This is a genomic window from Parasynechococcus sp., assembly GCF_045559935.1.
GTDB lineage: Bacteria > Cyanobacteriota > Cyanobacteriia > PCC-6307 > Cyanobiaceae > Parasynechococcus.
The window spans coordinates 248,311-263,307 of sequence record NZ_JBJLJL010000010.1 but is presented as its reverse complement, the minus strand read 5'-3'; the positions used below and the strand labels follow the sequence as shown (position 1 = coordinate 263,307).

11 protein-coding genes are annotated in these 14,997 nt (G+C 64.3%); 9 read left to right on the top strand and 2 right to left on the bottom strand.

The window, feature by feature from the left end:
* Nucleotides 1-120 precede the first annotated feature (120 nt).
* From rpsB to ACJ0G7_RS11300, 5 genes are all read left to right on the top strand, one after another.
* Nucleotides 121-840, top strand: a complete 720-nt coding sequence (gene rpsB / locus ACJ0G7_RS11320) for a 30S ribosomal protein S2 (RefSeq protein WP_043691308.1) — start codon at nucleotides 121-123, stop codon at nucleotides 838-840.
* An 85-nt stretch (nucleotides 841-925) separates the two neighbouring features.
* On the top strand, nucleotides 926-1,582 hold the full coding sequence (tsf, locus tag ACJ0G7_RS11315; protein ID WP_043691306.1) for a translation elongation factor Ts: 657 nt from the start codon (nucleotides 926-928) through the stop codon (nucleotides 1,580-1,582).
* A 5-nt stretch (nucleotides 1,583-1,587) separates the two neighbouring features.
* Nucleotides 1,588-2,715 (top strand): hypothetical protein, encoded by a 1,128-nt coding sequence (locus ACJ0G7_RS11310; RefSeq protein WP_407396205.1) that lies wholly within the window; start codon nucleotides 1,588-1,590, stop codon nucleotides 2,713-2,715.
* On the top strand, nucleotides 2,667-5,198 hold the full coding sequence (recG, locus tag ACJ0G7_RS11305; protein WP_043691302.1) for an ATP-dependent DNA helicase RecG: 2,532 nt from the start codon (nucleotides 2,667-2,669) through the stop codon (nucleotides 5,196-5,198). Before ACJ0G7_RS11310 ends, recG begins: the two co-directional genes overlap by 49 nt.
* 46 nt (nucleotides 5,199-5,244) lie before the next feature.
* Nucleotides 5,245-5,970 (top strand): M15 family metallopeptidase, encoded by a 726-nt coding sequence (locus ACJ0G7_RS11300; RefSeq protein WP_407396204.1) that lies wholly within the window; start codon nucleotides 5,245-5,247, stop codon nucleotides 5,968-5,970.
* On the opposite strand, the gene ACJ0G7_RS11295 is transcribed toward ACJ0G7_RS11300, so the two are convergent.
* Entirely contained in the window at nucleotides 5,928-7,697 is a 1,770-nt protein-coding gene (locus ACJ0G7_RS11295; RefSeq protein WP_407396203.1) for an NADPH-dependent assimilatory sulfite reductase hemoprotein subunit, read from the bottom strand. The genes ACJ0G7_RS11300 and ACJ0G7_RS11295 overlap by 43 nt on opposite strands.
* 67 nt (nucleotides 7,698-7,764) lie before the next feature.
* On the opposite strand from ACJ0G7_RS11295, the gene glyS reads away from it, so the two are divergent.
* Nucleotides 7,765-9,927 carry a glycine--tRNA ligase subunit beta gene (gene glyS, locus ACJ0G7_RS11290; protein ID WP_407396201.1) on the top strand — a complete coding sequence of 721 codons (2,163 nt, stop codon included), beginning with the start codon at nucleotides 7,765-7,767 and terminating at the stop codon, nucleotides 9,925-9,927.
* Nucleotides 9,928-10,015: 88 nt separating this feature from the next.
* On the top strand, nucleotides 10,016-10,237 hold the full coding sequence (locus ACJ0G7_RS11285; protein ID WP_043696533.1) for a hypothetical protein: 222 nt from the start codon (nucleotides 10,016-10,018) through the stop codon (nucleotides 10,235-10,237).
* A gap of 21 nt (nucleotides 10,238-10,258) precedes the next feature.
* Here ACJ0G7_RS11285 and chlP read toward each other — a convergent pair whose 3' ends face one another.
* On the bottom strand, nucleotides 10,259-11,626 hold the full coding sequence (gene chlP / locus ACJ0G7_RS11280; RefSeq protein WP_043696530.1) for a geranylgeranyl reductase: 1,368 nt from the start codon (nucleotides 11,624-11,626) through the stop codon (nucleotides 10,259-10,261).
* A 108-nt stretch (nucleotides 11,627-11,734) separates the two neighbouring features.
* Here chlP and ACJ0G7_RS11275 point away from each other — a divergent pair, with 108 nt between their 5' ends.
* Together ACJ0G7_RS11275 and ACJ0G7_RS11270 are read left to right on the top strand one after the other, a co-directional pair.
* Nucleotides 11,735-12,490, top strand: coding sequence for a M15 family metallopeptidase (locus ACJ0G7_RS11275; RefSeq protein WP_043691294.1), 756 nt, complete (start codon nucleotides 11,735-11,737; stop codon nucleotides 12,488-12,490).
* Nucleotides 12,487-14,985 carry a U32 family peptidase gene (locus ACJ0G7_RS11270; RefSeq protein ID WP_043691292.1) on the top strand — a complete coding sequence of 833 codons (2,499 nt, stop codon included), beginning with the start codon at nucleotides 12,487-12,489 and terminating at the stop codon, nucleotides 14,983-14,985. Before ACJ0G7_RS11275 ends, ACJ0G7_RS11270 begins: the two co-directional genes overlap by 4 nt.
* The last annotated feature ends 12 nt before the right edge of the window (nucleotides 14,986-14,997 follow it).

The window sequence follows — 14,997 nt, the reverse complement described above, 5'->3', positions numbered from 1 at the left end:
GGAAAGTCCTTTCAAACCGCACACCTGCTCGTTTCGGGTGAATGCGATCGCGGAGAATGCCCTCAGGCAGTGCCGTGATCCGTCCCTAGCAGGTGGAGGCGAACCCGAAACCCTCAAACCATGGCTGTTGTAACCCTCGCCGAGATGATGGAGGCGGGTGCCCACTTCGGGCACCAGACCCGCCGCTGGAATCCCAAGATGTCGCGCTACATCTACTGCGCGCGCAACGGAGTCCACATCATCGATCTCGTGCAGACCGCGGTCTGCATGAACAACGCGTACAAATGGACCCGCTCTGCCGCCCGCAGCGGCAAGCGGTTCCTGTTCGTGGGCACCAAGAAGCAGGCCTCCGAAGTGGTGGCCCAGGAGGCTGCCCGTTGCGGTGCCGCCTTTGTGAACCAGCGCTGGCTTGGCGGCATGCTCACCAACTGGACGACCATGAAGGCGCGCATCGATCGCCTCAAGGATCTCGAGCGGATGGAGTCCAGCGGTGCCATCGCGATGCGCCCCAAAAAGGAGGGCGCCGTGCTTCGCCGTGAACTGGAACGTCTGCAGAAGTACCTGGGTGGTCTCAAGAGCATGCGGCGTCTTCCGGACGTGGTGGTTCTCGTGGATCAGCGCCGCGAATCGAACGCTGTGCTCGAAGCCCGCAAGCTCGACATTCCGCTCGTGTCGATGCTCGACACGAACTGCGACCCGGATCTCTGCGAGGTCCCGATTCCCTGCAACGACGACGCCGTGCGCTCGGTGCAGCTTGTGCTGGGGCGCCTGGCGGATGCCATCAACGAAGGACGCCACGGCAACAACGATCAGCGCGGTGGTGACGACGGCGAGGCCTGAGTCCCGCTGAAGCGCTAAGTTCGCGCCGCCGCTCCATCACCCTGGGGCGGCGGTATTTCATTCCCCCTCATCTCTTCGAGTTCTGATGGCTGACGTATCCGCCAAGCTTGTCAAAGACCTGCGCGACAAGACCGGCGCGGGAATGATGGACTGCAAGAAGGCTCTCAAAGCCACCGACGGTGATGCCGCCAAGGCCGTGGAGTGGCTGCGTCAGAAGGGCATCGCCAGCGCCGAGAAGAAGTCGGGCCGCACGGCTGCCGAGGGATCCGTCGGCAGTTACATCCACACTGGCGCCCGCGTCGGGGTGCTTCTCGAAGTGAACTGCGAGACCGATTTCGTCGCCAGAGGTGAGATCTTTCAGGAGCTGGTCCGTGATGTGGCCATGCAGGTGGCGGCCTGCCCGAACGTGGAATACGTGTCCACCGATGACATCCCCGGTGAGATCCGCGAGCGGGAGAAAGCCATCGAAATGGGCCGTGATGATCTCGAAGGCAAGCCCGACAAGATGAAGGAGAAGATCGTCGAAGGCCGCATCGGCAAGCGCCTGAAGGAACTGGCGCTTCTGGAGCAGCCGTTCATCAAGGACAGTGCGATCACCGTTGCCGAACTGGTCAAGCAGACCGCCGGCAAGATCGGCGAGAACGTGAAGGTCCGGCGATTCACCCGATACACCCTCGGGGAAGGAATCGAGGTGGAGGAAAGCGACTTCGCCGCGGAAGTGGCTTCCATGAAGGCCGGCTGACCCCGGTGCCTGGAAGGGACCATCCGCCCTGCCACGATCCATCCGAGCAGCTGGCGCGCCTGCGCAGGGTGTGCCGGCAGCGATCGGTCTCCGTCTACAGGGATCAGGCGCTCTATCTCCAGATCCTTCGGGATGAACTGCTGTCAGCGACCCGTCAGGCGCTGTACAGGCTGATCAGTGACGTTGATCCACTGCGTTTCCGCGAACTCAGTGAGACGGCACGGCAGGGATTTCATGCAGCTGTCGACAGCCTGGTGCAGCGATGTTCCGTGCTGCTCACCGTCGAGCAGCTGAGGCTTCTGGTTGACCAGATGCGTCAGGAGAACCGACGCCGGCAGGCCCGTGCCAGCCGGGGCATGCTCGAACAACTGGCGAAGCAGAGCGAAGCCGGTGAGGAAGCGGCGGACACGGCGCCGCGACAGGAGGCCTCCGGCTCCATCGAGCTCAGCCTGGCGTCTCCCCTCGACAGCGATCAGCCGTTCCGGCCGATCACCGGTCCGCAGGAGCAAGAGAGATCGGAGACCGCGGACGCTGACTCCGGCGCGGATCCCGCGGATCTCGATGTGCTCCGCTCGCTGTTCCAGCTGGCTGGTGAGGCATTGGATCATCCATCCCCGGATCCCACGGTCAGCACGTATCCAGTGCATCCACGGGAGGACAGGGACTCTGGCCTGTTGCCCTCCCAGCCGGATGCTCTTGGCCTCTGGATGGAGGGATTCGATCAGGCGATGGACCGTCGTCTTCGCAACCTCTCCCATGCCGTGAACGTGCAGTTGTTGCGCAGCGGCCTGGCCAGCACTCTGCTGCCCGTGACCTTGCTGGAGGCGGTGCTGCGCGGTCAGATGGAGACGCAACCGGCCGCTTCCAATCTGCTGCGCTTGCACCTGCCGATCGCAGTGGGTGAGATGGAGCAGGGAATGGATGTGCTGTGCCTGCTTCTGCGAACCAGCGAACTGGAATTCGACAGTCACCGCCTGCGACGGGTTCGCCGTCGTCTGCGCGAGCATCAGCAGGAGGTGCACACAATGGTGCGACAGCAGCGCCACTGGGAGCGCCGCTGTCTGGATCGTGAGGCCCTTTCCCATTGGCAGAGCCCATCCGAGCCGAAGCTGCCCCCGGAGAACGGGGACTGACCGCCGGTCAGCTCCGGCTGATCCTCGATTGGATCTCCCCTCTGCAGCAGGCCCTGGCACTGGAGGCTGACCGCGGCTTCTCCGATCTCGAAGGCCGTCGGCAACGCTTTCATGCCTTCCTTGCAGAGCAGCTGGAAACGCTTCCGGCCGTTCCCCTTCCCCGTGGTGCCGGGGACCGCGTCCGTGGCCTTGCAGAGGGATACGGCCGTTATCCGGGGATGACGGACGCCGCCCGCCGCCGTCTGGTGACGGACACCCGTCAGTGGCTGCATGAGCTGCGTCATCGCGTCGAACCGTCGGCACCGATGGCTCCACCACGTCTGCGACTGGAGACCGCCTCGGCCAGCTCCGCTGCTGGAGATCGCTCCGGACCGCTGCCGCTCGACAGTCCGCTCTCCGCGCTGCGGGGAGTGGGACCGAAGCTGGCGGCCCGTCTTGCCTCCCTCGGACTGCTTCTGGTGCGCGACCTGTTGCGCCATTACCCGCGGGACCACGTCGACTACTCAGCGATGCGCCGCATCGAGGCTCTGGTGACCGGTGAGACGGCCACGATCGTGGCGACCGTCCGTCGTTGCAACGGTTTCGTCAGCCCTCGGAATCCCAATCTCGCGATCCTGGAACTTCAGCTTCAGGATCCCACCGGTCGCCTGCGCATCACCCGGTTCCTCGCAGGCAAACGGTTCAGTTCTCCGGCTGCGCTGAAAGCTCAGCAGCGGCTTTATCCCGTCGGGTCCAGGGTTGCCGTCAGCGGGCTGGTCAAGGAGGGGGGGTACGGGATCACGGTGCATGATCCGTTGATCGAGGTGCTCGATGGTGCCGATTCCACGGTGCGATCCCAGACCATCGGCAGGCTGTTGCCCGTCTATCCCCTGACCGAGGGGGTGGCCTCGGATCGTTTCCGCGCTCTCATCGAACAGGCTCTGCCCTCGGCTCGCCTGTGGAGCGAGCCGCTCGGCAGTGGGGAACGTGAGAGCTGCGGGTTGCTGAGCATCGCTGAGGCGCTGCGCTGCATCCATGCGCCCCGTTGCCGTGAGGAGCTGGATCAGGCCCGTCGTCGCCTTGTGTTCGATGAATTTCTGCTGCTTCAGCTCGGACTGCTGCAACGCCGCAGTGAGCTCCGTTCCAGGCCGGCTCCCGAACTGCTGACACGCGTTGCCGAAGGAGGGCTGCTGCAGCGTTTCCAGGAGCTGCTCCCGTTCGACTTCACTCGGGCTCAGCAACGTGTCTTCGCCGAGATCGAGGCGGACCTGCAGCGGTCCGAGCCGATGGCCCGCCTCGTGCAGGGGGACGTGGGTTCCGGCAAGACCGTGGTGGCCATCGCCGCCTTGCTCAGCACCATCGATGCCGGCTGGCAGGGTGCCCTGATGGCCCCCACCGAGGTGCTGGCGGAACAGCACTACCGCAACCTCTGTCGCTGGATGCCACCGCTGCACGTCACGGTCGAGCTGCTCACCGGATCCACGCCGCGACCACGGCGGCGGCAACTGCTCGATGACCTCGCCAATGGCTCTCTCAAGCTGCTTGTGGGCACCCATGCGTTGCTGGAGGATCCGGTGGTGTTCTCCCGCCTCGGTCTTGTGGTGGTGGATGAGCAGCACCGCTTCGGTGTGCATCAGCGCGATCGCCTACTCAGCAAGGGTCTGCAGCCCCATCTGCTCACGATGACGGCGACACCGATCCCGCGCACCCTTGCCCTGTCACTGCACGGTGATCTGGACGTCAGTCAGATCGACGAGCTTCCGCCCGGCCGCACGCCGATCCGCACCACGCTGCTGAACAGCTCCCAGCGGGAGAAAGCGCATGAGCTGATCCGCTCGGAGGTGGAACGCGGTCAGCGGGCTTATGTGGTGCTTCCCCTGGTGGAGGAGTCGGAGAAGCTCGCCCTGCGTTCCGCGGTGGATGTGCATGCGGAACTGGCATCCGAGGTGTTTCCTGATCTGACCGTGGGTCTGCTGCATGGTCGTCTCAGCAGCCCTGAGAAGCAGTCGGTGTTGGCGGATTTTGCAGGTGGGCGAAGCCAGATTCTGGTGTCCACCACCGTGGTGGAGGTGGGCGTCGATGTCCCGGAGGCGTCGGTGATGGTGATCGAACACGCAGAGCGCTTCGGGCTGGCGCAGCTGCATCAGCTGCGTGGCCGCGTGGGCCGGGGGGCCGCTGCGTCTCACTGTGTGCTGATCAACGGCAGCTCCAATGCGCTGGCCCGGCAGCGCCTCGATGTGCTGGTGCGCTCCAGCGATGGATTCGAGATCGCCGAGATGGATCTGCGCTTGCGGGGGCCAGGACAGGTGCTCGGTACGCGTCAGTCCGGCCTTCCGGATCTCGCCCTCGCCAGCCTCGCCGACGATGGTGCCGTTCTCGACGATGCCCGCAGCTTCGCTGAGGGAGTGCTGGCCGCGGATCCTCACCTGGAGGATCACCCCAGGCTTCGTGAGCTGTTGCACGACCAGCAGAGACGCCTCAGCGGCGGAAACCCGCTGAACTGACCATCGCCACGGGCTGTGGAAGGATTTCGTTTTCGCACCTGAGCAGGTGAGGCCCTGGAGTGATCGTCCGATCGTGGAGTGCCACGAGCCCCTTGAACCGCTGCCGCCATCCCTTCTGCGGCTGACCCCCCATCCCTATCAGGCGATCGGGGCTCCCTATGGCCGCGGTGCGGATCCGTTCCGGCTCAGGTCAGGGGTCGTGGCACGGTTGCTTGAGGCCCAGGGCCAGTTGCAGCTGCGGGACCCCACGCTGCAGCTGGCCATCTTCGATGCCTGGCGCCCGGTGGCCGTGCAGGCCTTCATGGTGGATCACGCCATCGCTGAGGAATGCCAGAGGCAGGGCGTTGATCCCTCCGATGCGGGCCAGCGGGATGCACTCAGGAGAGTGACAGCCGAGGTTGGGCGTTTCTGGGCTCCTCCGAGTGACGATCCCGCCACGCCTCCCCCTCACAGCACAGGCGCGGCCGTGGATCTGACCCTCGCCGAGTCGGGTTCGGTGCTCGACATGGGCGGGGCGATCGACGCCATCGGTGCGGTCTCCGAGCCGGATCACTACAGCGCGGCGGCTCGTTCACAGCCGCAGTCGCAGGCTGGCGTCTGGCAGCGACGGCGAGACCTGCTGAAGGAGGTGATGGCTGCAGCTGGATTTGAACAGCACCCCAACGAGTGGTGGCATTTCAGCCACGGTGATCAGCTGTGGGCGTGGCGCTGCGGCGCGCCGCAGGCGATCTATGCCGGAGCGCTGGTTCCGAGCAGTTCGGCGACGGTCTGATCCCCCAGCCGTTGGATGTGGTCGCCGAAGCTGCGCCGTCCGCCTGCCTCCTTCCAGCTCTTCAGAAGGGGTTCGATCGTCGTCTCCAGCTCCTGCAGGGGCATGCGCTGAAGAAAGGGCTGGGCAAGGCGCTGCAGATTCGGAGTTCCACCAAGCCAGAGCTGATACTGATTCACACCGCTGCCCACCAGCCCGAGTTCCGCCATGTAAGGGCGAGCGCAACCGTTGGGGCAGCCGGTCATGCGCACGAGCAGGGATTTTTCAATCCCGAGCCTGCGGAGCTGCGCATCCAGTCGATCCAGAACTTCGGGGAGGATGCGCTCTGATTCAGTGATCGCCAGTCCGCAGGTCGGCAGCGCGGGACAGGCGATGGCATGACGTGCCAGGGGGGCCGGTTCCTCAGGCACAGCGAAACCGAGTGCCGCAAGATCCTCCCGAATGGCGGCACGCTGGGTTGTGCCGATGTTGCAGAGCAGCAGATCCTGGTTGGCGGTGAGTCGGATCTCCAGCTGGTAGGTCTCCACCAGACGGCGCAGGCCCGACTTCATCTCCCCCTTCAAGCGTCCGCAGAGCAGGGGCAGGCCCACGAACCAGAGACCGGCGCGCTGGCGGTGCCAGCCCAGATAGTCCTGCAGTTTCGCCTTCGGCTCGTTGCGCAGCCCCTTCAACTCCCCATCGAAGTAGTTCTGTTTGAGCTCCGTGCGGAACCAGCCGATGCCACGGTCCTCGATCAGATACTTCATCCGGGCATGGCGGCGCACACGCCGATCGCCATGATCGCGCTGCAACGCGACGATCGCCTGCAGCAGGTCGAAGACATGCCTGGCATCGACGTAGCCGAGAGGATCGGCAATCCGCGCGAAGGTCTCCTCCTTGTTGTGGGTCCGACCCATGCCTCCGCCGACGTAGACATTGCAGCCGCGCAAGGCACCATCGGCGCCGGTGAATGCCACCAGTCCGATGTCCTGAGTCAGCAGGTCAACGGAGTTATCCCCCGGAACCGTGACGGCAACTTTGAACTTGCGGGGCAGATAGGTGTCTCCGTACAGCGGTTCGTCCTTGCTGCCGGAAAAGACACCACCTTCGAGCTGACGCTCGCGCGCCTTGCGGACCTCGCGCGATGGTTTGAAGCGGTAGCTCAGATCCCCATCGACCCAGAGATCGAGGTAGGACCCTTCGGCGGCCTCAGGACTCAGCAGATCGGCAATCTCATCCGCCAGGCGGCGGGCGACCGGATACCCCCCTTTCTCGAAGGGAGCCGGTGGAGCCATCACGTTGCGGTTGATGTCCCCGCAGGCCGCCAGGGTTGATCCCAGATTGGTCACGATCGTCCCGATCACCTCCTTGAGGTCGGCCTTCGGGATGCCGTGCATCTGAAAGGCCTGGCGGGTGGTGGCCCGCAGTGTTCCATCCCCGAGGCGATCGGCGAGGTCGTCGAGCGCGAGGAACAGCTGGGCCGGGATCCGTCCTCCCGGGCTGCGCAGGCGCAGCATCATCTGCCAGCTCTTGTCCTTTCCCTTTTCCCGCTTGTCGCGATCGTCCTGCTGATAGCTGCCGTGAAATTTGAGAATCTGAAGAGCGTCCTCACTGAAGTGATGGCTGTCGTTAGCCAACTCGTCCAGCAGGGGCTGTCGCAGGTGCTCACTGTCCAGCTTCCTCTGCTCCGCCTTCGGGAGGGCGCTCTCCACTGATTGCTTCACCGCCGCTGGCCCGTCGCTCACTTGCATCGGATCTCGATTGTTTGAAGGTAGCGAAACGGCTTCCAATACAGTCACCTCCGGTTAAGTCAGTGGCGTGACATCTACGTTTCTTCTCGAGATCGGCACCGAGGAGCTGCCCGCTGATTTCGCCCGGCTGGCCCTGCAGCAGCTTGTGCAGCGCGTCACCAGAGATCTGGGTGAGTGCCGCCTCAGCCATCAGGGCATCAGCGTCAGTGGCACGCCACGGCGTCTGGCTGTCCGCGTGGCCGATCTGCAAGTTCGTCAGGACGATCTGACAGAAGATCGCAAAGGTCCCCCCGTGGCCCAGGCCTTCGTGGAGGGAAAGCCCGGTGCGGCGGCGATTGGATTCGCCCGTCGCTGCGGCGTTGAACCGAGCGAACTCGAGGTGCGGGAGACCCCGAAAGGCCCCTGCGTCTTCGCCACGGTGCGAACGCCCGGTCAGAGCAGTTGCGATCTTCTCCAAAGCCTGATTCCTGCCTGGATCGATTCCCTGCAGGGGAGGCGATTCATGCGCTGGGGGACCGGTAACCAGCGCTTCAGTCGCCCGATCCGCTGGCTCGTGGCTCTTCTGGGAGCGGATCTGATCCCCGTGGAGCTGGAGGGTGCCGATCCCCGGGTGTGCAGCGATCGTTTCAGTCGTGGTCACCGGCTGCATGGCGATGCCCCGGTGGAGATCTCCGATGCCGAGAGCTATGCGGACATCCTTGCGGCTCTGGGTGTGCTGGTGGATCGCGAAGCGCGGGCCGAGCTGATCCAATCCGCCATCGACAGCGAAGCTGAGGCGGTTGGAGGGGTTCCGAACTGCCCTGCAGCTCTTTTCGAGGAGCTTGTCGATCTGGTGGAGGATCCGCGCGTGCTGCGGGGATCGATCGCTGACCGCTTTCTGGATCTCCCTCCAGAGGTGATCAGCACCGTGATGCAGGCTCATCAGCGCTACATCCCCCTGGATGTCCCGGATGTCGAGAGTGATCCGCTGCGGCTGCAGGCGCAGTCGGTGTTGCGTCCAGAGTTTCTGCTGGTCAGCAACGGTCGCGCTCAGGCCTCGGAACAGATCGTCCGAGGCAATGAACGTGTGCTCGGGGCCCGTCTCGCGGATGCGGAGTTCTTTCTGGCCGTCGACCGCCGCGACTCCAGCGTCAATCGTCGGGAGTCACTCCACCGAGTCACGTTCGCCGAGGGGCTCGGGAGTCTCCGCCAACGCTGCGAACGGATCGAACGTCTGGCGGAACGTCTCCTGGAGGCTCTTGTGTTACCGAAGGAGATCGCAGGTCATGCGAGTCGCGCCGCCCACCTCTGCAAGCACGATCTCGTCAGTCAGATGGTGGGGGAGTTCCCGGAGCTTCAGGGGCTCATGGGCGGCAAATATCTGCTCGAGGAGGGGGAACCGAGGGAGGTGGCTCTTGCGGTGGTGGAGCATTACCTGCCGCGGGGAGCCGGCGATGCCCTGCCCGGCAGCGATGCCGGAGCCGTCGTGGCATTGGCGGAACGGCTTGAATTGCTGCTGAGCATCTTCGCCAAGGGAGAGCGTCCAAGCGGCTCCTCCGATCCCTACGCGTTGCGACGAGCCGGCAATGGAATTCTTCTGATCCTCTGGGACAGAGGCTGGCGCCTCGATCTGCCGACCTTCCTGAAGGCTGCCGTCGCGGACTGGGTGAAGCTGTTCCCGCATTTCGCCATCGAACCGGGCCCGCTGCTGGCGGATCTTCTGCAACTGCTCAGGCAACGCATCGTCTCGCAGCTTGAAGAGGACGGCTATGAACCGGATCTGGTTCAGGCGGTGGCCGGGGAAGGGGTCACGGACGCTCGTCTCCTCGGCGACCCGATGGATGTGCAGGAAAGAATTCAGCTGCTGCGTGCGCTGCGTCAGCAAGGCGGACTGGCGGCCGTTCAGGCCGTTGTCCAGCGCGCCGCTCGCCTGGCGGAGAAGGGGAACCTCCCCGAGGACACCCTGGCCCTGCCAGGTGTGGTGGATCCGGATCGTTTCGAATCCGTCAGCGAACAGGGCATGTTCGATGTGTTGAAGCAGCTGGAACCTCTCGCCGCGGAACGGCGCTACCAGGCTCTTTCAGACGGTCTTGTGAAGGCCACGCCGGTCCTGGAAGCCTTCTTCGACGGAGAGAACAGCGTGATGGTGATGGCTGAGGATGAAGACCTGCGCAGGAACCGTCTCAACCTTCTGGGCGTGTTGCGCAACCAGGCCTCAGTGCTGGCGCGATTCGAGTTGATTCAGTCCTGAGTCGCGACTGTTCCCCTGGGCCGCCGTTTCCTTTGTTGGCAACCGGCGATGAACCGGCTATCGAGAGATGGCATCAACCATCACATTCATGGCTGACGAGTCGAGCAATCAGCAACAGCCAGTCGTGGTCAAACAGGGAGGCAACGGCATCGGCCTTGTTCTTGCGGCCCTGATCGTGGCAGGTGCCGTCGTCTATGCCATCAACGTCTGGTCGACCACCAAGAAAGAAACCGCTCCAGGCAAGAACCTGCAGCAGGGGATCGAACGCATCAAGGAAGGCGTCGACAAGGCGATCGAACAGCGGGATTGAGTCAGGCCCCTGCAGCCGGGGTCAGCTGATCCCGGCTTTCTCCTTCTCGTTTTCCATCTCGTTCTCCTTGGCCTGAGCCTTCACCGCCTGAGCAGCTTCCTCAGCAAGGAAATCTCCATCGGAACGTCCAACCGCCGAGGGCACGGGGTTGTAGCTCGAGGGAGCCAGGGCCTCTCCTCTGATCAGGCTGCCCAGAGTGCGCAGCGTCAGCTTGATCTGCTGCCAGGGGTTCATCATCACCACCCGCTTGTAGAGGTAGCTGTCGAAGGTGAGCTTCTGAACGTCCTTGTCGTCGCACATCTCGACGAACGCTTCTCGCGCGGCGTCGTTTCTGTAGAAGATGCGCTGAAGAATGTCGAGCACGGCGTAAGTCGCGCCGTACTTGCGATCCCAGCGCTTGAGATAGCTGGATTTGATCTGTTTCTCGGTGGGGATGACGCTGCCGTTTTTGGAGATCTCCACGATCGCTTCGGCGCACATCCGGCCACTCTTGGCTGCGAAATAGATCCCTTCACCGGAGCTTTTGGTGACATAGCCGGCAGCGTCACCGACGAGGGCCATGCGCCCCACCACACGACGGGGTCGGGGATGTTCCGGGATGGGATGCGCTTCCACCTTGATCACTTCGCCCTTGAACAGGCGCTTGGTGGCACGCTCGCGGATTCCCTTCTGAAGACCCTTGATCAGGCTCTGGTTCTGCTGCATCGTGCCGGTTCCCACGGCCACGTGGTCGTATTTGGGGAACACCCAGGCGTAGAAGTCGGGGGAGACGTCGGTTCCGACGTACATCTCCGCCAGATCCTCGTAGTAGGTCATCTCCTCGGCAGGAAGCTTGATCCGCTCCTGAAAGGCGATCGCCACGTTGTAATCGCCGGCGTCCATGGCCTTGGCCACCCGGGAATTGGCGCCGTCGGCTCCAATGATCAGATCCACCTCCAGGGTCTTGCGGTCACCGGTGGGGCCGCCAGCGCTGTAGTCGGCGTAATGGATGGTGTATGGGCCCTGTCGGTTGGTGCCGGTGTCGATCTTCTGCACCAGACCGTTCACCAGGGTGGTGCCGAGATCGGCGGCACGGTTGCGGAGGAAGGCGTCGAACACCTCCCGGCGGCACATGCCGATGTAGGCGTTGTCGTCGTAACCGAGCGGATCGAGTCGGATGTCCACCTCCCGGTTGGAAGGGGAGATCATCTTCATGTTGCGAACCTTGCGGTCGATGATGTCGTCCGGCAGATCGAATTCCTCGACCATGCAGAGGGGGATCGCTCCACCGCAGGGCTTGGCGTTATCCAGCTTGCGTTCGAACAGCCAGGTCTCGATTCCAGCTTTGGCGAGCACCTCGGCAGCACAGGATCCGCTCGGACCACCGCCGACAACCGCAACACGCAACATCTCAGCCATTCTCCGCTGGATTGTTTTTTGAAGCTACCACTGCGTCATCAATGACGGTGGGGCTCCCTGGCCATCGCCCTTACGATCGAAACAACACGCATCAGCGCTGTGAGTCGGGCTGCCTCTGCTCGTCGGCAACAGAGGGACGACATTCCGGTCGCGCGTCGCTCCCGTCCGGCTCCGCGTCGCTCGCGGGGCCGTGGTCTCGGGCTGCTGCTCGCCTGCCTGGTGGTGTGCGGTGTCAGTGGAGCCGTCGTGCTGATGGGGCCGCAGCTGATGGCGAGGCTGAATCGCACGCCGCCAGCGCCTGTTGTTCCGGGGATCCCCGAGCCGCCGGCAGCGGATGGTCGGTTGCTGGGCCACTTCCCCTATGACCAGGTCAGCCCGGACGAGCTGATCGTCGTCGAGCCGGGTATTCAGCTTCATGTCGATGCGGCCGAGGCTCTCGACGGCATGCTCCGGGCTGCCGCCGCCGAAGGCATTGATCTGCGGTTGCTCAGCGGCTATCGATCCCATGACCTGCAGGAATCGATCTTCTTTGATGTGGCCTCGGAGCGGAATCAGACCGCCGAGGAGCGGGCTCAGGTGTCGGCACCGCCGGGTTATTCCGAGCACAGCACCGGTTTCGCTGTGGATCTGGGAGATGGGCAAGCTCCTGAGACCCACCTCTCGACCGATTTCGAGCAGACGCGCACCTTCCGCTGGCTGCAGGACAATGCCGCCCGCTATCACTTCGTGATGTCGTTTCCGGACGGCAATTCCCAGGGTGTGAGCTACGAGCCCTGGCACTGGCGCTTCGAGGGCACGGCCGATGCACTCCGACGCTTCGAGGCAGCCCGGCGTCTCGCCCGTCGTCCGTTTTGAACATTCCTGAGCTGCTGGCGCCAGCCGGCGACTGGCCGGCTCTGCGGGCAGCGGTGGCATCTGGAGCCGATGCCGTCTACTTCGGTGTGGACGCCTTCAACGCCCGCCAGCGGGCCGAGAATTTCCGCATCGACGAGCTTCCGTCGGTGATGCACTGGCTGCACGAGCGACAGGTGAAGGGATGTCTCACCTTCAACGTGCTGGTGTTCAGCGATGAGCTCGAGCGGGCAGCTCAGCTGCTGATCGCCGCAGCGGAGGCCGGTGTGGATGCCGTGATCGTGCAGGACGTCGGCCTCTGCCGGCTGGCCCGGAGACTCGTGCCCCAGCTGACGCTGCACGCCTCCACGCAGATGTCGATCACCAGTGCCGCCGGCGTGGCTCAGGCCGCATCCCTGGGCTGCGAACGGGTGGTGCTGGCCCGGGAACTGGCGCTGAGAGACCTCGAACGCCTGCAGCGTCAGCTGCGGGATCGCCACCTGGCCATGCCTCTCGAGGTCTTCGTGCACGGAGCGCTCTGCGTGGCCTACTCCGGCCAGTGCCTGACGAGTGAATCCCTGGGCCAGCGCAGTGCCAATCGCGGGGAATGCGCCCAGGCCTGTCGCCTGCCCTATGAACTCGTCGTTGACGGCGTTCCCCGTGCGCTTGAGGATCAGCGCTATCTACTCTCACCCCAGGACCTGGCGGCCTGGGAGCTGCTGCCTGAGCTGCAGCGCATCGGCATTGCCAGCCTCAAGATCGAGGGGCGTTTGAAGGACGCCAGTTACGTGGCAGCGGTGACCGATGCCTATCGGCAGCGCCTCGACCGTCCTGAGCCCGAACCCGTCCAGAGGCAGCTGGAGCTGGCCTTCTCCCGGGGGCTTTCAACAGGCTGGCTTGAGGGAGTGAACCATCGCCGGCTGGTCCATGGGCGCTGGAGCAAGAAGCGTGGACCGCTGATCGGTCGCCTGCTGCAGGTTGATCGCGGAGGCTGGCTGCAGATCCGCAGCCGGGAGCGCCTGCGACCCGGTCAGGGAATCGTCCTGGAGGCTCTGTCGGACGACCCGTTGCGACCTCCCGACGAGGTGGGAGGCCGTGTCATGGCCTGTGAACAGCTCGGACAGGAACGCCTGAAACTGCGTCTGGGTCCTGGAAGGATCGAAACCCGCGCCCTGCGCGCCGGAGCATCGGTCTGGCTGACCAGCGATCCGGAATGGCAGAGCCAGTGGCAGCGGATGGCGCGTCGACCCACCGAGGCCCGGCCCCGTGATCTGTCGCTGCGGGTGGTTGGACGCCGTGGTGACGTCCTGAGGCTCGAGCAGCCGGAGAGGGGCGTGGTCATCAGCAGTGCCATGCCCTTGCAGTCCGCGGATCAGCGCCCCCTGGACCGGGCGCGTCTTGAGCAGCAGCTCGGGCGTCTCGGCGGCAGCGGCTGGCGGTTGCGTGATCTCAAGGTCGAGCTCGAAGGCGATCTGTTCCTACCGGTGGCAGAACTGAACCGCATGCGCCGGGCCCTTCTGGAGGCTCTTGGATCACCGGTCGCTGAGCAGCCGCTTGCTTCTGTGCCTCTCGATCCTGCAGCCGTCCTCTCGGAGTTTGTCCCGGCGGCAGCAGACGGTTGCCAAGACGAGCCGATGGGTCTGGTGGTGCTCGTGAGAAGCCTGAACCAGCTTCGAGCGCTGATGGAGCTTCCCGACGGGGCAGCGCCGATCCGCTCCGTGGTGGCCGACCTCGATCAGCCACGGCAGCTCCGGGAGGCTGTGGCCATGGCCCGGGGCGTCTGGCCCGAGGGCATCTGGCTTGCCGGCAGCCGGATCACCCGGCCTGATGAGCGCTGGACCCTGGAGCCGCTGATCCGCGCTCGACCGGATGGCTATCTGGTGCGCAATGCCGATCAACTGGAGATCCTCACTCCCCTGGCACCCTGCGTCGGTGATTTCTCCCTCAATGCCGCCAATCCCCTCAGCTTCGACTGGTATCGAAGTCACTGGGGGCTGAAACGGATCACAGCCAGCTACGACCTCAATCTCCAGCAGTTGCTGGATCTGTCCGCCGGGGTGGAGTCATCGCGCCTGGAGGTGACCCTGCATCAGCACATGCCCCTGTTTCACATGGAGCACTGTCTGTTCTGCGCTTTCCTCTCCGAGGGGCACGATCACACCGACTGTGGTCGCCCCTGCGAGCAGCACACAGTGACTCTCCGTGACCGCAGTGGTGTGGAACATCCTCTGCGCGCGGATCTGGGCTGCCGCAACACCCTGTTCAACGGCACGGCTCAGACCGGTGTCGAGGGGTTGCCGGCTCTGCGTCAGGCCGGCGTGCGTCACGTCCGTCTGGAACTGCTCGACGAGGGGGCAGAGGCCACCCGGAGACGCGTCCTCCTTTACGCGGATGCCCTGGCTGGCCGGCTTGCATCGCGTGACGTCTGGAAGCAGGAGCGCATCGACCATCAACTCGGGGTCACCCGCGGCAGCTTGCGCGTGCAAGGTCCAGAACGGACCAGTCGGATCTCACGTTGAGATATCCTTTCG